Source organism: Helicobacter sp. (assembly GCF_014799995.1).
Lineage (GTDB): Bacteria > Campylobacterota > Campylobacteria > Campylobacterales > Helicobacteraceae > Helicobacter_D.
In genome coordinates, this window is the sequence record NZ_JAAVGY010000012.1 from 1 (window position 1) to 17,247 (window position 17,247).

Genomic DNA, 17,247 nt, shown 5'->3' on the forward strand with positions numbered 1-17,247 from the left:
GGAGGAGTCGTGCAATTAAAATCTAATCTAGGCAAAAGCATTCAAGATAAGAATATTCCTTTTATATTAGAAACTGATTTACTCTATAGCTCTATTGTAGGTTGTCCTAATCCTCCTATCAGTGGAGGACCTTGCACACAAGTTATGAGCATACTCCCTAGTGCAAGAGGATTAAAAAAACATAATGAGGATTATCCTATAATGCAATCTCTAGTAAGCTCTGGAGTATTCTCTGATAAGGGAGTTCCTTTAATCTGCACTCCTAAACCTAATAGCTATAAAATCAATGCCCCTAATCCTGCTCATACAAAGAATATAGATAAAGAAGCTTTAAAGGCACAAATAGACCCTACTCCTCCTACTCTCAATATTATCACTCCTTTTAAAGACTTAGAAGAATATTATCTTACTCCCTCCACTTATGAAGAAAGAGAATCCAAAGATTCCCTTATATCCTCTCAAGCAAAATTCTATATGCCAAATAATCCCATAGATATAGAGTTAAAACCTCTTATTCAAAAACAAGAAGACTATCAAGACTTAAAAGACAATTCTATCTTAGAATCTCTTTTGAAAGAACTCCTCATAGATTATCATCTCAACTCTTTCTCTTACAGAATATTCACTCTAAGAATAGCTTATACCTTGTATGAGTATATCCTTATTATTCCTAAGAGTATCCCTAGCTTTATCCATAAACTCTTAAAAGAACAAAGAAATAAAGAAGAACTCTCTTTAGGTTATGGAAGATTTATAAACTTACAAAGAGATTATGTAAGAAATATACAAAATTCCACAGAGCAACATTACTCCAATGCTCTTACTCTTCATATTCAAGGAAAGATTCTCCTTTGCCCTAGTGGAATGGAGAAAATAAGATTAGAGGTGGGATAGAATTTGGTATAATAAGATATAATAAAGCATAATGGAGGGAGAGAGTGATGTTAAAGAATCTAGTAAATGTTGCTATGGTGTTATCAGTATGTTTGTCAATAGGGTATGCAAAGCCTTTAAAGGAATGCAAGAGTGAGAGGGATAAGATTAATGGTTGTGTGGAGCAAAGGTATTATGACGATGATAAGCAAAAGATTCAATTAGAATCTATGAGTGTTGCTTAATGTTAGCCATAATATTTTTTATTGGTATTCCTTTTATCCTTTTTATTGGGTTTTTAGTCTTTAGTATTTTTGCAATCTTTCTTATTAACAGAATCTTTCATAAAAAATACTCTCAATCCTTTTCTTTGATTCTGCCTTGTTTTTCTCTTATCTTTTACTTTATACTTATTATGGGTGGAATCTCTTTTAAATCCATTGACCCGCAGTATTATAAGTTTAAAAATATGTGTAAAGAAGTTGAAAAAGATAATACAATATATGATGATAATCTATACAATCTTTTTTTAAAGGCAAAGCAAAAAATATCATTTTACAATGGTAGAAAATTTTATGATGAAACCACAAAACAAGAATTTCTTGTTGATAATTTTGATATTAAATTTGATTCTCAAGAAATTTCTAATCGTTTAAGTAAAACAATATATAAACTTCTCTATAATGGAAAAGAATTTTATAGATATTCAGCATATAATTACCACTATTCTGGATTATCTCTAAAAGGTGATGAGGGTGCTGGTTGGTATATAGATTTTGATAATGAAATCTTACAATGCAAACCAAAGGTTTCTTATTGAATCTAAGAAATAAAGGAAAAATTAGATAGTATGAAAAAGAATATTCAAACTCATAACGCAAAAATAGACTTAATTAAAAAGTTTTTAGATTATGCTAATGTGGCTGATGCAAGTTATGCTTTGTTGCACTTTGTAAATTATGTAAAAAAAGATAGTAAGGATAAATACGATAACGGCGATAAGCAGGATTTAGGCTCAACCTATTTCAATAGAGATACTAATACAGAGCAAAACTCCACCTACGCCCGAGCCATAGAGGCAAGATTCAATGAAGAAAAGATAGGCAGTCTCTGTATCCCTTTTGCTAATAAATGTCTTACAGAAAAAGATAAAATAAGCAATAATGACATCACTCAAGTAAAATTAGATTCTAAACTCTCTAAAAGAACCATAACTTTTACCAATCGTTTTAGAATCTTAGCTCATCAAGAAAATACTTCAAGTGGCTTCTCTGCTACACTCTTTGAGGATACAGAGGACAATAATCAAAAGATATTTGCTATCAGAGGCACAGAATTTAAACTAGAACAAATCCAAGATTTACTCAATGATTATTACATAGGCACAAATAATGACAGAAAAGCAGCCTAGAGTAAAAATAAAAAAGATTCTAATCTTTTTATCACTAATTCTTTTGATTATATTATTTTGTACTCCATTTGTATATCCTAGCTATTATGAATTTAGAAAATTATGTGAGTTAAATAACTTTCCAAAAAGTCAAGAAAAATACAATAGAATACTAGGCTATTTTGATAAAAAATTAGACAATAGTCTAGGAGAAGATGGTTATGCAAAAATAGGATATTCAAATAGAATAGATTTGGGAGTATATATTTATTATAAAAATCCAAGTAATAAAGCATTAATTTTTGAAAATATTGATAAAATATATTTTAGACCAATATGGAAGTCCTACGCTCCAGAGCTATATGGCAATGAGGGCAATATGGATTTTAGAATAAGATTTGATGGCGAGATTGAGTGCAAAAAATTTGTAGGGGAGTTAGATGGATAACAAGCAACAGGTAGATAAATTAAGAGATAATGCAGAATTAGCGTGGGCTAGTTATGGATATTTTCATTGCGTTGGTAATAAATTTGACATAAAAGATGAAAATAAGATTGTTTCATTGGAAAATGTTTTAGATATTACTTATAAAAATTCCAAAATTTTATTTATTAGGAAGTAGGCGTATGGTTCAAATTACCGGACTTGGTATGCAATATGCAACAAAAAAACTCTTTGAAAATGTGAATTTAAAACTAGATAAGGGCAAGAGATATGGGTTAATCGGCGCAAATGGTGCGGGAAAATCTACCTTTTTGAAAATCCTTAGCGGTGAGATTGAACACACAAGCGGCGACATCGCTTTTGACCCCAATGCAAGACTTGGAGTTTTGGGGCAGAATCAATTTGCCTTTGAAGAATTTAGTATCAAAGACTGCGTTCTTTTTGGCAACAAGCGACTTTATGACGCCATTAAAGAAAAGGAATCCCTCTATAATGCCGGCGACTTTAGCGATTCTGTAAATGCGCGCCTAGGCGAATTGGAAATGATTTGCGCAGAGGAAGACCCCACTTATGAATACGATGTGCAGATTGAAAAAATCTTAGAAGATTTGGGATTCCCCGCGAAAATTCATAACGAATTGATGAAAACACTCACAGGGGGAGACAAATTCAAAGTGCTTTTGGCGCAAGTTTTGTTTCCTAAGCCTGATATTTTATTCCTAGATGAGCCGACAAACAACCTAGATTTAAAGGCAATCAGCTATTTAGAGGAGCAACTTAAGCGGCACGAGGGCACGCTCGTAGTGATTTCGCACGACAGACACTTTTTAAATAGCGTCTGCACACATATCTTGGATTTGGATTTTAAAAGTGTGCGAGAATTTAGCGGAAACTATGATGATTGGTATATCGCTTCTACCTTGATTGCAAAGCAGCAAGAAATGGAGCGCAATAAAAAACTCAAAGAAAAAGAAGAGTTAGAATCTTTCATCGCGCGATTCTCTGCTAATGCCTCAAAGGCAAAGCAGGCAACTTCCAGACAAAAACAACTAGACAAGCTAGATATTAAAAGCTTTGAAGTCTCTTCTCGCCGCGACCCTAGTATCGTTTTCAAGCCTAGCCGAACGATTGGAAACGAGGCATTAAACATTGAAAATCTTAGCTTTAGCTATGGGGATTTACAGATTTTAAAATCTCTTAACCTTACGATTCTACCCGGAGATAAAATCGCACTCATCGGACGCAATGGAATCGGAAAAACAACCTTTTGCGAGCTAATTTGTGAAAACCTAAAACCCCAAGAAGGCATTGTGAAGTGGGGCGCAACTGTGATGCGCGACTACTTCCCACAAAACACCACCGAACAAGTCAAGGGAGAGGAAACACTCTACGAATGGTTACGCAACTTTGACAAGAAAAAAGAAGCAGGGGAGATTCGTAACGCGCTCGGGCGAATGCTGTTTAATGGTGAGGAACAAGAAAAAAGCGTAGGGGCATTAAGTGGGGGAGAGAAACACCGAATGATGTTGAGCAAGCTAATGCTAGGGGGCGGAAACTTTCTCGTGCTAGATGAACCCACAAACCACCTAGACTTAGAAGCGATTATCGCGCTAGGAGAAGCACTCTATAAATATAGCGGCAATGTGATTTGCGTTAGCCACGATAGAGAACTCATTGACGCGTATGCGAATCGGATTATAGAGTTTAAAGAAAGCAATGAAATCGTAGATTTTCGCGGGAGTTATGAAGAATATCTCGCCTCACAAGAAATTTAAGGAGAATGAATGCAATTAAAAATCGCCTTGCAAAATGCGTTTAAATCCTATGCAAATCGCACCGCCATAGAGATAGAAAACACTTCTTACACTTATGCGGAGATTCAAACACAAAGCCAAAGAATCGCTCGCTTTTTAGCTTCTAAAAATGGGGGGGGGGGGGCAGAATAAGTCTAATCTAGTCCTCTTTGGTTATCGTGAATTAGAAGTTTATACAAGTCTGATTGCTTGCATACTCGCGAAACTACCTGCGATTCCACTCAATCCTAAATTCCCAAAAGAACGTTTTGCAACATTAATAGAGCGCGTTTCAAACGCACCAATGATTCTATGTCCCGCCTGCATAGAATCCTTTAAGCAAATTGGCAATTCCTTGCCTCCAATGCAAATTTTCTGCTTTGGCGAAAACGAGGCAAATCTTCTTAGGAATCTTTATCCAAAACACCAATTCTTTGTGATTCCAAATTCCTATGAAGACTCCATAGAATCAAGCCCAAACGAGGATTCTATCAAATCAGATTCTACTCCTGCTTATTTGCTCTTTACAAGCGGTAGCACAGGGATTCCTAAGGGAGTATTAGTCAGCAGAGAGAATCTAATAAACTACTGCCAAAGAATCCAAGCACTCTATCATTTCACTCCACAAGATAGAATCTCGCAGTTTTTTGACATTACCTTTGATTTGAGTATGCACGATATTTTTTGCACACTTCTAAGTGGAGCGACTTTAGTCGTAATCCCACATAAATACCTTTTTAATCCGCTCAAATTCCTAGCAGACAAAAACCTTAGCGTCTTGTTTGCTGTGCCCTCACTCCTCGCGTATTTAGCGAAATTCAAAGCCCTCAAGCCCAATTTGCTTCCGAATCTAAAAATCGCACTCTTTTGTGGGGAGTCTCTACCCACTAGCCTTGCGCTTAAGTTTGCAGAATGCGCCCCCAATGCGCTACTAGATAATCTCTATGGACCCACAGAGGCTACGATTAGTTTCACACAATATAGATTCATAGATGTGGGTGGAATCGCAAAGAATGGAATCCCAAACCCAACTTATGAGATTCTGCCATTAGGCTTGCCTTATGACGGATTGCAGTTGCATTTAAGAGACGAAAAGGGCGTGCAAGTGCCCAAAGGACAAAAGGGTGAAATCTGGCTTGGAGGCAATCAAGTCGCACTAGGATACTACCACGACACACAAAAAACAGATGAGAAATTCATTCAAGAAAATGGGATAAGGTGGTATAAAACAGGTGATTTGGGCGTATTTGATAGCTCCATAAATGCAGTTTGTTTTTTAGGACGCATAGACGAACAAATCAAAGTGCAGGGATTCCGCGTAGAACTCTTAGAGATTGATAATGCACTCACAAAAGCAAGTGGTGTAAGCTCTCGGGCAATCGTGCTAGAGAAAGAGGGGTTAAGCACGCTCTATGGTGTCTGCGAAAATTGTGAGATAAACTCTAAGCAAATCTTAGAAAACTTGCGCACTAAACTGCCCTTTTATATGCTGCCCACTAGAATTTATGCCTTAGAGAAATTTCCACTAAACACCAATGGAAAGGTGGATAGAAAAGCAATTGCACAACAAATAACACAAATGCTAGAATCTCAAGCAAAAGATACCAAAATAGACTTTTTAGCCTATGGGCAAACAATGCTTACGCTTGCCAAAAGACTATTTAAAATCCCAAGAAGCCTTAGTGGCAATGGAAATAGAGAGACTTTAAGAATCTTGCAAGAGGGTTTGAATGATTTAAAGATTATAGAAGTACCAAGCGGAACAAAAGCGTTTGATTGGGAGATTCCGCGTGAATGGAATGTCAAGGACGCCTATATTCTCACTCCAAATGGTGAGAAAATTTGCGACTTCAAAGAAAACAATCTCCATTTAGTAGGCTATTCTATCCCAAGTGAATGCGAGCTTAGCTTTGAGGAATTGCGCCCTCATCTCTATACTTTGAGGGCACAACCTAATGCGATTCCCTATATCACTTCCTATTATAAAGAGCGGTTTGGATTCTGCCTAAGCTTCAAGCAGTTTTTAGAGATTCAAGAATGTTTTAAAGAATCCAATCAAAAATTTAAAGTCAAAGTTGATAGCACTTTAAAAGAGGGTTCTTTAAGCTATGGAGAACTTCTCATCAAAGGCAAAAGCGAAAAAGAAATCGTCCTTAGCACCTACATTTGCCACCCACAAATGGTGAATAATGAACTAAGTGGAATCGTGTTGTGTTACGCACTTGCGGAGATTTTAAGGCACAGGGAGAATCCCTACTCATTCCGCATTTTGTTTTTGCCCGAGACAATTGGAAGCATTTATTACTTGAGCCGCCATTTAGAAGAGCTGCGAAGTCGTTGCATTGCTGGATTTGTACTCACTTGCATTGGGGATAATAGAAACTATTCTGTGCTGCATTCTCGCGCAGGGAACAATCTAGCCGATAGAGCTGCAAGACACATTCTTACGCATTATTATCAAGACTTTAAAGAATATAGCTACTTAGAGCGCGGCAGTGATGAGAGGCAATATTGCGCCCCCAATGTGGATTTGCCTTTCTGCACACTAATGCGCACGAAGTTTGGCTCTTATCCTGAATACCATACGAGCTTGGATAATTTCAGTCTCGTAAGCCAACAAAGCTTCGCGGATAGCTTGCAATATGTATGGAGAATCTTGCGCGTCTTAGAACTCAATGGGGTTTATCAAAACACGATTCTATGCGAGCCACAGCTAGGCAAACGCGGACTCTATCCCACCCTTAGCACAAAAGATTCTATCAACCAAATTAAAGATATGCGGAATCTCTTAATGTATTGTGATGGCAAAAAAGACTTGCTAGAAATTGCCGACATTTGCGGAATCAATCTGCTAGAAATGCAAGAATGGATAGAAAAATTCCTCGCACACCAATTACTCATAAAGGTAGAATAATGATACAACAGGCACTTTTAGAATTTTTACAAGAAAAAGGAATCACTCCCCATTCTAATTTAAAAGAAGTCAATACTTTTGAAATTATAGATTCTATGGGGTTTTTGGAATTATTAAATTTCCTAGAGCAACGCACAGGAGCAGAGCTTGATTTCAGTACATTTGACTTAGAGGACTTCGCTACACTAGAGGGATTAATTGCCACGATAGACAAGGCTTTAAGGGCGCAGAATGTTAGACTATGAAAACCTCTATAATTCCGAATTTATAGCCTTTAAAGACTGCTATAAAACTTGTGATTCGTATTGTTGTGGCAATTTTTTGGGCAAATCCTTTAAGATTCTAAATAAAAATTGCGTGATTTTGCCACTTCTTAAAGAAGAATATCTCTACTATAAGCTTAAGGGTGGGATAAAAAATATCTGCCAAGAAAAACACCAAACCTACACACTCAAAAATGGAAAAAAGCTTGAAGTCTATTTCCTCTATTGCGAATGCGGCGGCTTGTGTGCGCCACACTCTATGCGTCCTTTGATTTGTCGCCTTTATCCTTATTTGCCTCGCGTGTCTTATCAAGGCGAACTTCTAGGATTTTACCCTGCTTCTTTAATGGATTTGTTTTTTAGCAACGAAAATGCGCATTATTGTACTTTGGTAAGAGAGCACGACACGGAGCTAAGGGCACAACTTGCGCAGAATCTCAAGCCACTCTTAAGGATTCCACTTTATATTTTTGTTTTCCGCGCTTTAGAAGTGCTTTGCCAAACACTGCAAGAATATTTAGGCAATGTGCGCTTGGATACTTTAGAGCAAGAGGCAAGAGGAGAGTTTTTACAAAAGTTAGAATGGTGTCTTTTGAGTAATAAGGCGTGGGACAATGAGGCTTTTAAAGAAAAGATAACACAAATCTATACAGAGATTGCACAAGAGTTTGGGGATTTTCTATGAGAAGCTATACCAAAGCGCAAGTGCAAGAAGTCCTACAAAGCTTCAATTTAAGAGAAAAGGACACGATTCTAATCCATAGTGCCTTGCAAAATCTAGGAAGATTGGAGGGGGAAGAGTTTGCTAGGATTCCGCATTTTTGGCGCGATTTCTTGCTTGAGCAAAGGCACACCCTTATCCTTCCTACTTTTAACTATGATTTCCCAAAAAGTCGCTCTGAAGATTTAAGAATCCAAAAAAGCCAAATCGGAATCCTAAGCGAGGAGTTTAGGAAAATTGCTAAATTGAGGAGCAACCACCCAATGTTTAGCTTTGTCGGATTTGGCGAAAATGCGGAGGAAATTCTAAGCCCTAAAAAGGCGGAATGGAATCCCTTTTTAGCAAACAGCGTTTATCATCGTCTTTTTCTAAGGGACGCCTTAATGCTTTTTGTCGGCATTGACATTCGTGTTTGCACCTTTATGGTTTATATTGAAGCAATGTGTGCGGTAAAATACCGATTCTTTAAGCCTTTTATAGGAGAAATTATTACCCTTGAGGGGAACAAGATTCAAGGGGAATTTTATCATTTTTGTTTGCCGCGAAATGAGCAATCAAAAGTCAATTACTCCGAGATTCAACAAGAGCTTTTAGGGGCGAATATCTTGCGATTCTTTTCGCTTGGAGGAAGTGGAATCTATGCCTTTAGAGCAAAGGAATTTTTTAACTTTGTCCAAAACCGCTTAAAGCAAGAACCCTTTATCTTGCTAGAAACTGCGCCTAAAGCATATTATCAGTTTATCAATAATGTAGAAATCAAAATAGAATCTATTAATTGGGGGGGGGGGGGGCGAGAAGTGTAAGTTGCCTCTGTAACCCTAGAGGGGTTGCGGCGTGAGGCAAGCTGCCTTTGAACAAATCTTAATTTTAGGCACAGGCACGCTAGCCCTCAAGATTGCAAAAAACTTCTATGGGCTTTTGGACGATTCTAGCCCAAAACTCCTCTGCGCCTCTTATTTGGAATCCCCCCTTTCTCTCTTTAGCTCTTGGTGCAAACGCGCAAAAATCCCTTATGCAAATTTTCAAAACAAAGCCGCCTTAAGTGCATACCTCCAAACACTAGAAAAACCCACATTGGTAATTAGTGCGCACAATTATTATCTCTTTCCTGCTGAAATTTTGCAAAAACCAAATCTAAAAATCATCAATTATCATAATTCCTTGCTTCCATTGCATCGCGGATTGAATGCGCAAATGTGGAGTATCTTTATGCAAGATTCCTTGAGCGGCATTACTTGGCATTGCGTGAATGACAAAATTGATTGCGGAGAAATCATTATCCAAAAACCCATACCGCTAGATTCTACCCATACTTATCTTTCGCTCACACAGCAGCAATTAGAGCTTGGGTTTGCTGCATTAATGGAGATTCGCGATTCTCTCTTGCGTTGGAATCTTGACACAAAAGTGCAAGATTTTAGTCGTGATTCCAATCTCCACAAGGCAAAGGATTTGCCCAACAAGGGATACTTGGATTTGAGCTGGATTTTAGAGCAAAAAAGCGCGTTTTTGCGCTGTATGGATTGTGGCAAAAGTCGTATTTTGCCTAATCCAAAGATTGTTTTACAAGGGAAAGAATTTGAGATTTTGCACTACATTCAAAATCCAAACAATGCAATAGGATTTGATTTAACTTTAGGAGAAAACAATGGATAAACTAGAAGGCATTTTACAAGAAATCGTAAGCGAAATTGACTTCAAAAGCCAAGATTTCATTGGTGATGGATTTTTGGATTCTTTCGCCTTAATGCAATTAATAGGGGCTTTAGAGGAATCTTATCATATATCAATTTTTGATGAGGCAATTGACATAGAGGATTATGCTAACCTAGAATCTATACGGAATCTCTTGCACAAGAAAGGCGTTTAGGGCTAATGGATTTGCTGAAATTTAAAGACAAAATTTACACCACAGAGGATTTGAATCTTGCACTCATTGCGCTTGGAATCAGACAAGGAGATAAACTTCTAGTGCATACAGAATCCTTTAGATTTGGGATTCCATTTCTTCCAAAAGTTGCTTTTAATCAAGCACTTTGCCAAGCCTTAATAGAATCTTGCGGAGAGAAAGGCAATGTAATGATTCCAACTTTCACTTATAGTTTTTGTCGGAATGAAGTTTTTGATGTCTTGCATTCACGCTCATTGGTGGGCAATCTCGGGGACTCTTTGTTGCAGCTTGGAGGAAGCCGCACGCACTGCCCTATTTTTTCTTTCGCAACTTTGGGTTCTTTGGAACAAGAATTGAGACACGATTACGAGGAAGTTTTAGGACGAGATTGCGCATTTGATACGCTTTTAGGGTATAATGGAAAGATTGTAATGCTTGGCAACAAGTATGTCGGATATACCTTTATACACTTCTTAGAATCTCTTGCGAATGTCCCCTACCGATTTGATAAACGATTTAGCGGAATCCTCATCAATGAAAAAGGCGACAAAATGCACAAAAGCGTCATTTATAGGGTGCGCTATCTGGATAGAAAAAGTGAGCTAGATTACAAAAAAATCGCACATTTTTTATTGGATTTGGGAATCTTGAGAGTCGTTCCATTTGGCGGCGGAGAAATTGGCATAATGGAGACACAGAAAGTAGCCCAAGTCGTATTAGAGGCTTTTAAAAAGGATTTTGGTGTCTTTTTGAGCGGTTAGTCTTGCATTTGGAGTTTAAATTTAAAGATTAAGCCTCTACGATTCCACACATTGCAACCTTAAAAACCTTTCAACAAATAGCCCTTTTAGATTTTTTTGTTATAATTCTGCAACTTTATCAGAGCCTAAAAAGACTAACTTAAGGAAAAAAATGAATGCGCAGCTTGCAGAGTTAATCAAACTCTATGCAACAGATTCTCATATTAACTTTAATGCTAAACTCCTTTCATTGTCTAAAGACAATCTAATAGCTATGTTTTCTGATATTTTAACAATGTATATTAACGACAAAAATAGTTCTACCATTAGAGAATTTTTAACCGTTAGCCTTGCAGGCTATACACACAATGTGAAAAAAATTGGCTTTAATGGCTATCGCCAAGAAGCATTAGGCAAAACAATTAATTGCGAAGCAAAGCCAAAAAACATAGAGAGCTTGGCATTTTGGGAATACCAGCAAGGCAAAAGAAAAACAAAGCCGGCTAAGCTCAATGGCGGAGGCAATTTCACAGATTACACTTGGGCTAGATTGCAACGCGACAAAGAGGCAAATTTGAATATGCTCATTAGCGGATTTATAGATGGGCAACTGATTTTTATTTTGGAATTTAGCTTCAATCATCCTTATTTTATTGAACATTTACAAAAGCAACTTAGAGCAAAATTTCCCAATGGCGATAAAAGCGGGCTTTATTTGCGTAGTGCGAGTTTTTCCTTTAACAACTATAAAGATTGCGAAATCAACATTGTTTTTATTACTTCCCTTGATATTCTGTATTCCAATCAACAATATATAGATAAAAATCTTTTTGATTTCTTAGTTAAGAGGGCGACAAAGTAATGTTGATTTGTGGGGAAGTTTTATGTGAGTTAAAAAAGCTAGAATCGGATTCCATTGATATGGGCATAACCTCTCCACCTTATAATAAACAAGAAAACAAAAAAGGTTGGTTGGTAAAAAATGTTAAGTATGATACCATTAGCGATAAGAAAGATGAAGCCACTTACCAAGAAGAACAAATTGCCGTCTTGAATGAGCTATACAGAATTATCAAGCCGGGGGGTTCATTTTTCTATAACCATAAGATTCGTTGGGAATGCGGTGTAATGCTGCACCCAATCTTTTGGATAGCCAAAAGCAAATGGCATATGCGTCAAGAAATTATTTGGGATAGAGGCATTGCCGCAAATATTCGTGGCTGGAGGTTTTGGCAAGTAGAGGAAAGAATTTTTTGGTTACACAAACCACGTGATAAAAAAGATTTTATAGGGCAAGAATTGGAATCCAAGCACGCCCTTTTGAGCTCTATTTGGAGGATTCGTCCAGAAAACTCCAATACACACCCTGCGCCCTTTCCACTTGCTTTGCCTGTGCGTTGTATTTATTCCATACTAGGCGATAAGGGAGGAATCGTCATTGACCCTTATTGTGGAAGTGGAACAAGTCTCGTTGCTGCCAAATCATTAGGATGCGATTTCATAGGGATTGATATTTCAGAAAACTACATACAAAGTGCGAAAATTAGGCTACAAGACTATCACAATGAACAAAAAATCATAGAATCAGAAAAAGCCTTACACCAAGTAGCAGAGACATTTTCACAGAAAAAGGCAAGGGGAATGCATAAAGACAAGCTTAAAAAGACTAAGGAAATGCAGCCTGACCTATTCCAATCAACACCACAATAAATTGAAAGAATCCCAATAGCCCTAAAAACTAGAAAATTTACTCCTCGCCAAAAATACTTCCCTGTATGCTTCTTTGTAACTCTTGTGCTTTTTTGATAAGCTCTTGCTGCTCTTTTTGGGTATCACTTTGACTTTCTGTGGGTTTAGAATCTTTGGGTGCTTGGCTCGTCTTTTGCGCCTTTGTATTGGGCTTAGAAGCAATAGAATCCTGCACTCCCATTCGCACAAAAGTATCTTCATAGTTTTTGCCGCCCTTTTTGATTCGGATATACACCTGCCCGCTTGCTTGGTCATACAAATAAGTATCGTCTAAATCATTGAACATTACCCAAGGTTGTGCCGCTGCAATTCCGCATAGTATCATACTCCCAAACCATAATTGTAAAAAACTTTTCAACATAAAAACCCTTTTAGCTTTTTTGACTATAATTTCGCAATTTTATCAGATTTTAGGGACTTTGTAGGAGAATCTTAAAGCAAGATTCCTTAAGGGTTGCTAGAGCTTTATAAGCAATAAACTCTACGCACCAACGACAAAGCCCAATCAAAGAACAAGGGGCAGAATGGATTTAATCAAAGTGCAGAATCTTTGCAAGAATTATGGCAAGCTAGAAGTGTTAAGAGACATTAATCTTAACATTAAGCAGGGCTCAATTTTCGGACTTGTAGGACATAGTGGAGCGGGCAAAAGCACTCTTTTGCGCACTTTTAATGGACTAGAGCCTATTCATCGTGGGAGTGTGCAAATTGACGGACTAGAAATCTCTAGTCTCAAAGGCAAAGAATTGCGCCACTTCCGCCAAAAAGTCGGAATGATTTTCCAACATTTCTCGCTTCTTAGCCGCAAAAATGTCTTTGAAAACATTGTCCTACCCTTACAATGCGCCAAGATAAAAATCAATCCCCAAGCCATTAACAATTTATTAGAATTAGTCGGGCTACAAGACAAGGCAAAGGCTTATCCCAATGAGCTTAGCGGAGGACAAAAGCAACGCGTTGCGATTGCAAGAGCTTTAAGTATGAATCCTATGCTGCTTTTGAGCGATGAAGCCACAAGCGCACTTGACCCGAGTATCACAGGAGCAATCTTAGATTTATTGGGGAATATCAACAAAGAATTAGGGGTTACAATCGTGCTTGTAACGCACGAAATGGAAGTCGTCAAACGTCTTTGTAGTGAGGCTGCATTTATGGAAAATGGTGCAGTACTCAAAAGCGGAAAAATTGAGGATTTGTTCCTCTCGCCAGACCCAAAAATGCGCGAATTTCTAGGAGAAAACGAGATTCTACCCGATAGAGGATTAAATATTCGCATTTATTTTCCCAAAAACTTGGCACAAAACCCAATCATTACGCAAATGGCGCGAGAATTACAAATGGATTTCAATATTGTATGGGGAAATTTAGAATCTTTTAATGGAATCGCGCTTGGCGTTTTAGTCATCAACATTGACGAAAAGGCAAAAGAAAAAGTCTGCACCTATCTTGATACACAGGGTGCAAAATGGGAAATCATTTAAGGAGCAACAATGGATAGCAAGATTATCTCTCTACTTTTAGAAGCCACACTAGATACACTCTATATGAGTGTCGTTGCGACAAGCATTGCAACCCTTTTAGCCATACTTCCTAGCATTTTGCTCACACTCTGTGCCCCCAACGGCTTAAGCCCTAATGCGTGGATATTTCGGACGCTAGATAGTATCACAAATACCTTGCGCTCGTTTCCTTTTCTTATTTTAATGGTGGTTTTGTTTCCTTTAACGCAATGGATTGTAGGTAAAAGTATCGGTGCAAGTGCGGCAATCGTGCCACTTAGCATTGGTGCAGCCCCCTTTATCGTGCGGATTATTGAAAACGCACTCAAGGAAGTGGATAGAGGGGTGATTGAAGCTGCCCTTAGCTTTGGTGCAAGCAATTTACAGATTATCTTCCGCATTATGTTTGTAGAAGCCTTGCCAAGCATTGTTTCTGGCATTACACTTGCTCTCATTTTGGTTGTAGGATTTAGCGCAATGGCTGGTGCAGTAGGCGGCGGCGGACTAGGTGATATTGCAATTAAATATGGATATTATAGATTCCAAAGCGATATTATGTTATATACTGTTTTGATTTTAATTTTTTTAGTGCAGATTATTCAAAGTTTTGGAGATTTTCTGTATAAAAAATTAAAACATTAATTTTTATAAAGGACAAAAATGTTTAAAAAATCCGTTTTCAGTCAGTTAGTATTAGGCGCGGCTGCGGCAGTGTTATTCATCAGTGGTTGCGATTCCAAAGTAGAATCCCAAGATAAAGCGCAAAATACAGAAAATAAAAAAATAGAAAAACTCATCGTAGGCGCAACTCCTGAACCACACGCAGTAATGCTAGAGCAAGTCAAGGCGACTTTGGCAAATGAGGGGATTGAACTAGAAATCAAAGAATTTACCGATTATGTTACTCCCAACAAATCCTTAGATGATGGCTCACTTCACGCGAACTTCTTCCAACACAAGCCTTATATGGATTCTTTCAACAAAGAGCACAAAACCAACCTAGTCAGCATTGCTGGAATCCACCTAGAGCCAATGGGTGTGTATTCTAAGAGCATTAAAAGCCTAGAGGAACTCAAAGAGGGTGATTTGATTTCTTTGCCTAACGACCCAAGCAATGGAGCGCGTGCGCTTAGAATCTTAGAAGCCAATGGACTAATCAAGCTTAAAGACGGAGTAGAACTTGCAAGTGTGCAAGATATTGTAGAAAATCCTAAAAACTTAAAATTCAAAGAAATGGACGCTCCACAACTCGCACGCGCGTTAGGTGATGTCAGTGCTTCAGTGATTAATACAAACTTCGCATTGCTTGCAGGACTTAACCCACTGAATGATGCCATTGCTTTAGAGGGCAAGGATTCCCCTTATACCAATATCATAGCGGTTAAAGGCGGTAACGAACAAGACGCTCGCGTGCAAAAACTTATCCAAGCTCTCCAAAGCGAAGCAATGCGACAATTTATCTTAGACCATTATAAAGGTGCGATTCTCCCTAGTTTCTAAAATTCCTTGCAATGACTCTGTCATTGCAAGATTCCACTTGCTATACTTCTTTATCGCGATAAAGAACCAACAAAGCGAATGACGAAGCAATCCATTTGAAATTTCAAATGATTTTTAATTTCTTATCTGAGAGATTTATTTTTCAGTATTTTTCATCTCGGATTCTATAAAGTTTTCATCTTGAATGAGCCGCTCTAATGCTTCAACATTTTCTTTCAAGTTTGCAATCATCACTTCTGCTTGTAATCCAATCATCAAAAGCCTATAAACTTTTGGGCGATCTTTTTTCCATTTTCTCAAAGTCTTTACATTAATACCTAGTCTTCCTGCGAGATCGCGTTGCGTCATTGTAAAACCTCTTAAATTTGATAAAAATCTATTGTTTTTCACTTTAAAACACAACAAGGTAGTTTTAGGACTTTTTAATGATTAAAAGAGTAAAAATAGGACTTAACTTGATACAAGGTGTTTTTAATGCAAAAAACTCTCAAAGAAAATGGCAATACAATCTATGGAGATTTAAGCAAGCAAAAAAATTTCAAAGTAGAATTTATGGGCTCTAACAATCTCCTTTACTTCGCAGGGACGAGCCAAAATGTCCAAATAAATTTTAGAGGAGATAATAGCCTAGTTTTCATAGGAAACAAGGCGCGCGTGAATGGAAAAATAGAAATTGCAACCAATGGAGTATGTTACATTGGCGATGATTCCACTTTTAATGGCGTAGCTTTCAGAATCTTTGAGGGAAAAAATATTATTGTAGGCAATGATTGTATGTTTTCTTGGAGCATTTGGCTTAGCACTTGCGACCATCATTTAATTTTTGATTTTAGCTATCAAAGGACAAATTTTAGCAAAAGTATTTACATTGGAGACCATATTTGGTGTGGGCAGGAATCTGCGATTCTCAAAGGGACTTTTATCCCAAGCGGAAGTATTATAGGGGCAAAAAGTATCATTCGTGGTATCAAGGATTCTAATACCATTTACGCAGGGAATCCCGCACAATGTATCAAAGCCCATAAATTTTGGTTGCGTGAAGATCCTGCGGCTGGGAATTGGACACAAGAGCAAACCAATTTGTATGCCCACAAAGAAACAAGCGACTTCCAATACATTTACCAACAAGATAGATTTCTCTCTCCAACAGCCTTAGAAGCAGAGCTAGAATCCCTTAAGAGTGCTTCAGAAAAGTTAAAATTTCTCTATGATTCCATTTATTGCAACACTGACAAAAATCGCTTTGCTTATTTTAAGAATTGTCCATATAACTTGCCCTTGCCAAGAATTTTACCAAGATTCCAGCTTCTTACGCATTCTCAAGCACATTCTGACATTGCTAGTGCTACTAAAGACAGAATCCACAATCATCTAGCCTATAAGCTAGGGCAAGCATTGATTCTAAACTCTAAGAGTCTGTGGGGATATATTAGAATGCCTTATGTGCTATCTTATATTAAAGAATCCCA

General features: G+C 37.7%; 21 protein-coding genes and 2 pseudogenes. 21 read left to right on the forward strand and 2 right to left on the reverse strand.

The genetic code is table 11. The features are described from left to right. The 17 genes and pseudogenes from HDT10_RS02440 to HDT10_RS02520 form a co-directional block, all read left to right on the forward strand. Window positions 1–894 (forward strand): annotated as a pseudogene (locus HDT10_RS02440) (lipase); the annotation flags it as partial. Window positions 895–941: 47 nt separating this feature from the next. After that, window positions 942–1,118, forward strand: a complete 177-nt coding sequence (locus tag HDT10_RS02445) for a hypothetical protein (RefSeq protein WP_290879600.1) — start codon at window positions 942–944, stop codon at window positions 1,116–1,118. Next, on the forward strand, window positions 1,118–1,693 hold the full coding sequence (locus HDT10_RS02450) for a hypothetical protein (protein ID WP_290879601.1): 576 nt from the start codon (window positions 1,118–1,120) through the stop codon (window positions 1,691–1,693). The genes HDT10_RS02445 and HDT10_RS02450 overlap by 1 nt, the downstream gene beginning before the upstream one ends. A gap of 30 nt (window positions 1,694–1,723) precedes the next feature. After that, a complete protein-coding gene (locus HDT10_RS02455; RefSeq protein ID WP_290879602.1) occupies window positions 1,724–2,284 on the forward strand; it encodes a hypothetical protein in 561 nt (186 codons plus the stop codon). Further along, the gene (locus HDT10_RS02460; protein WP_014667062.1) at window positions 2,265–2,711 is read left to right on the forward strand and encodes a hypothetical protein; all 447 of its coding nucleotides are present in this window, start codon (window positions 2,265–2,267) and stop codon (window positions 2,709–2,711) included. Before HDT10_RS02455 ends, HDT10_RS02460 begins: the two co-directional genes overlap by 20 nt. Next, window positions 2,704–2,886: a hypothetical protein gene (locus HDT10_RS02465; RefSeq protein WP_290879607.1), complete on the forward strand. Its 183-nt coding sequence runs from the start codon at window positions 2,704–2,706 to the stop codon at window positions 2,884–2,886. Before HDT10_RS02460 ends, HDT10_RS02465 begins: the two co-directional genes overlap by 8 nt. 4 nt (window positions 2,887–2,890) lie before the next feature. Further along, window positions 2,891–4,483, forward strand: coding sequence for an ABC-F family ATP-binding cassette domain-containing protein (locus tag HDT10_RS02470; RefSeq protein ID WP_290879609.1), 1,593 nt, complete (start codon window positions 2,891–2,893; stop codon window positions 4,481–4,483). A 9-nt stretch (window positions 4,484–4,492) separates the two neighbouring features. Continuing rightward, on the forward strand, window positions 4,493–4,654 hold the full coding sequence (locus HDT10_RS02475) for a hypothetical protein (protein ID WP_290879610.1): 162 nt from the start codon (window positions 4,493–4,495) through the stop codon (window positions 4,652–4,654). Then, complete coding sequence (locus HDT10_RS02480; RefSeq protein WP_290879611.1) at window positions 4,632–7,415, forward strand: DUF4910 domain-containing protein; 2,784 nt, start codon at window positions 4,632–4,634, stop codon at window positions 7,413–7,415. Before HDT10_RS02475 ends, HDT10_RS02480 begins: the two co-directional genes overlap by 23 nt. Further along, entirely contained in the window at window positions 7,415–7,660 is a 246-nt protein-coding gene (locus HDT10_RS02485; RefSeq protein WP_290879612.1) for a hypothetical protein, read from the forward strand. The genes HDT10_RS02480 and HDT10_RS02485 overlap by 1 nt, the downstream gene beginning before the upstream one ends. Further along, window positions 7,647–8,363, forward strand: coding sequence for a hypothetical protein (locus tag HDT10_RS02490; protein ID WP_290879613.1), 717 nt, complete (start codon window positions 7,647–7,649; stop codon window positions 8,361–8,363). Before HDT10_RS02485 ends, HDT10_RS02490 begins: the two co-directional genes overlap by 14 nt. Further along, on the forward strand, window positions 8,360–9,202 hold the full coding sequence (locus tag HDT10_RS02495) for an AAC(3) family N-acetyltransferase (protein WP_290879614.1): 843 nt from the start codon (window positions 8,360–8,362) through the stop codon (window positions 9,200–9,202). The genes HDT10_RS02490 and HDT10_RS02495 overlap by 4 nt, the downstream gene beginning before the upstream one ends. 31 nt (window positions 9,203–9,233) lie before the next feature. Then, the gene (locus HDT10_RS02500) at window positions 9,234–10,055 is read left to right on the forward strand and encodes a formyltransferase family protein (RefSeq protein WP_290879616.1); all 822 of its coding nucleotides are present in this window, start codon (window positions 9,234–9,236) and stop codon (window positions 10,053–10,055) included. After that, window positions 10,048–10,269: a phosphopantetheine-binding protein gene (locus tag HDT10_RS02505; protein WP_290879617.1), complete on the forward strand. Its 222-nt coding sequence runs from the start codon at window positions 10,048–10,050 to the stop codon at window positions 10,267–10,269. Before HDT10_RS02500 ends, HDT10_RS02505 begins: the two co-directional genes overlap by 8 nt. Window positions 10,270–10,274: 5 nt before the next feature. Next, on the forward strand, window positions 10,275–11,051 hold the full coding sequence (locus HDT10_RS02510) for an AAC(3) family N-acetyltransferase (RefSeq protein WP_290879619.1): 777 nt from the start codon (window positions 10,275–10,277) through the stop codon (window positions 11,049–11,051). A gap of 151 nt (window positions 11,052–11,202) precedes the next feature. Next, window positions 11,203–11,892 carry a hypothetical protein gene (locus tag HDT10_RS02515; RefSeq protein WP_290879620.1) on the forward strand — a complete coding sequence of 230 codons (690 nt, stop codon included), beginning with the start codon at window positions 11,203–11,205 and terminating at the stop codon, window positions 11,890–11,892. After that, the gene (locus HDT10_RS02520; RefSeq protein WP_290879621.1) at window positions 11,892–12,740 is read left to right on the forward strand and encodes a site-specific DNA-methyltransferase; all 849 of its coding nucleotides are present in this window, start codon (window positions 11,892–11,894) and stop codon (window positions 12,738–12,740) included. Before HDT10_RS02515 ends, HDT10_RS02520 begins: the two co-directional genes overlap by 1 nt. A 37-nt stretch (window positions 12,741–12,777) precedes the next feature. Here the strand turns inward: HDT10_RS02520 and HDT10_RS02525 are convergent, their stop codons facing one another. Further along, window positions 12,778–13,140 (reverse strand): hypothetical protein, encoded by a 363-nt coding sequence (locus tag HDT10_RS02525; RefSeq protein ID WP_290879623.1) that lies wholly within the window; start codon window positions 13,138–13,140, stop codon window positions 12,778–12,780. A 163-nt stretch (window positions 13,141–13,303) separates the two neighbouring features. Between HDT10_RS02525 and HDT10_RS02530 the strand changes: the two genes are divergently transcribed. From HDT10_RS02530 to HDT10_RS02540, 3 genes are read left to right on the forward strand one after another with little or no spacing between them, the layout of a single operon-like run. Next, window positions 13,304–14,260, forward strand: a complete 957-nt coding sequence (locus HDT10_RS02530; protein ID WP_290879625.1) for a methionine ABC transporter ATP-binding protein — start codon at window positions 13,304–13,306, stop codon at window positions 14,258–14,260. A gap of 9 nt (window positions 14,261–14,269) precedes the next feature. Further along, window positions 14,270–14,920 carry a methionine ABC transporter permease gene (locus HDT10_RS02535; protein WP_290879627.1) on the forward strand — a complete coding sequence of 217 codons (651 nt, stop codon included), beginning with the start codon at window positions 14,270–14,272 and terminating at the stop codon, window positions 14,918–14,920. Window positions 14,921–14,938: 18 nt separating this feature from the next. Then, a complete protein-coding gene (locus HDT10_RS02540) occupies window positions 14,939–15,778 on the forward strand; it encodes a MetQ/NlpA family ABC transporter substrate-binding protein (protein WP_290879628.1) in 840 nt (279 codons plus the stop codon). 135 nt (window positions 15,779–15,913) lie between these two features. Here HDT10_RS02540 and HDT10_RS02545 read toward each other — a convergent pair whose 3' ends face one another. After that, a complete protein-coding gene (locus tag HDT10_RS02545; RefSeq protein WP_290879629.1) occupies window positions 15,914–16,126 on the reverse strand; it encodes a hypothetical protein in 213 nt (70 codons plus the stop codon). Window positions 16,127–17,134: 1,008 nt separating this feature from the next. Between HDT10_RS02545 and HDT10_RS02550 the strand changes: the two are divergent. Further along, a pseudogene (locus HDT10_RS02550) lies at window positions 17,135–17,247 on the forward strand (sugar transferase); the annotation flags it as partial.

Excerpts from the sequence above, each read along its gene's own strand:
- HDT10_RS02445 (WP_290879600.1), top strand. The coding sequence starts at position 942 with ATGTTAAAGAATCTAGTAAATGTTGCTATGGTGTTATCAGTATGTTTG.
- HDT10_RS02450 (WP_290879601.1), top strand. The coding sequence starts at position 1,118 with ATGTTAGCCATAATATTTTTTATTGGTATTCCTTTTATCCTTTTTATT.
- HDT10_RS02455 (WP_290879602.1), top strand. The coding sequence starts at position 1,724 with ATGAAAAAGAATATTCAAACTCATAACGCAAAAATAGACTTAATTAAA.
- HDT10_RS02460 (WP_014667062.1), top strand. The coding sequence starts at position 2,265 with ATGACAGAAAAGCAGCCTAGAGTAAAAATAAAAAAGATTCTAATCTTT.
- HDT10_RS02465 (WP_290879607.1), top strand. The coding sequence starts at position 2,704 with ATGGATAACAAGCAACAGGTAGATAAATTAAGAGATAATGCAGAATTA.
- HDT10_RS02470 (WP_290879609.1), top strand. The coding sequence starts at position 2,891 with ATGGTTCAAATTACCGGACTTGGTATGCAATATGCAACAAAAAAACTC.
- HDT10_RS02475 (WP_290879610.1), top strand. The coding sequence starts at position 4,493 with ATGCAATTAAAAATCGCCTTGCAAAATGCGTTTAAATCCTATGCAAAT.
- HDT10_RS02480 (WP_290879611.1), top strand. The coding sequence starts at position 4,632 with ATGGGGGGGGGGGGGCAGAATAAGTCTAATCTAGTCCTCTTTGGTTAT.
- HDT10_RS02485 (WP_290879612.1), top strand. The coding sequence starts at position 7,415 with ATGATACAACAGGCACTTTTAGAATTTTTACAAGAAAAAGGAATCACT.
- HDT10_RS02490 (WP_290879613.1), top strand. The coding sequence starts at position 7,647 with ATGTTAGACTATGAAAACCTCTATAATTCCGAATTTATAGCCTTTAAA.
- HDT10_RS02495 (WP_290879614.1), top strand. The coding sequence starts at position 8,360 with ATGAGAAGCTATACCAAAGCGCAAGTGCAAGAAGTCCTACAAAGCTTC.
- HDT10_RS02505 (WP_290879617.1), top strand. The coding sequence starts at position 10,048 with ATGGATAAACTAGAAGGCATTTTACAAGAAATCGTAAGCGAAATTGAC.
- HDT10_RS02510 (WP_290879619.1), top strand. The coding sequence starts at position 10,275 with ATGGATTTGCTGAAATTTAAAGACAAAATTTACACCACAGAGGATTTG.
- HDT10_RS02515 (WP_290879620.1), top strand. The coding sequence starts at position 11,203 with ATGAATGCGCAGCTTGCAGAGTTAATCAAACTCTATGCAACAGATTCT.
- HDT10_RS02520 (WP_290879621.1), top strand. The coding sequence starts at position 11,892 with ATGTTGATTTGTGGGGAAGTTTTATGTGAGTTAAAAAAGCTAGAATCG.
- HDT10_RS02525 (WP_290879623.1), bottom strand. The coding sequence starts at position 13,140 with ATGTTGAAAAGTTTTTTACAATTATGGTTTGGGAGTATGATACTATGC.
- HDT10_RS02530 (WP_290879625.1), top strand. The coding sequence starts at position 13,304 with ATGGATTTAATCAAAGTGCAGAATCTTTGCAAGAATTATGGCAAGCTA.
- HDT10_RS02535 (WP_290879627.1), top strand. The coding sequence starts at position 14,270 with ATGGATAGCAAGATTATCTCTCTACTTTTAGAAGCCACACTAGATACA.
- HDT10_RS02540 (WP_290879628.1), top strand. The coding sequence starts at position 14,939 with ATGTTTAAAAAATCCGTTTTCAGTCAGTTAGTATTAGGCGCGGCTGCG.
- HDT10_RS02545 (WP_290879629.1), bottom strand. The coding sequence starts at position 16,126 with ATGACGCAACGCGATCTCGCAGGAAGACTAGGTATTAATGTAAAGACT.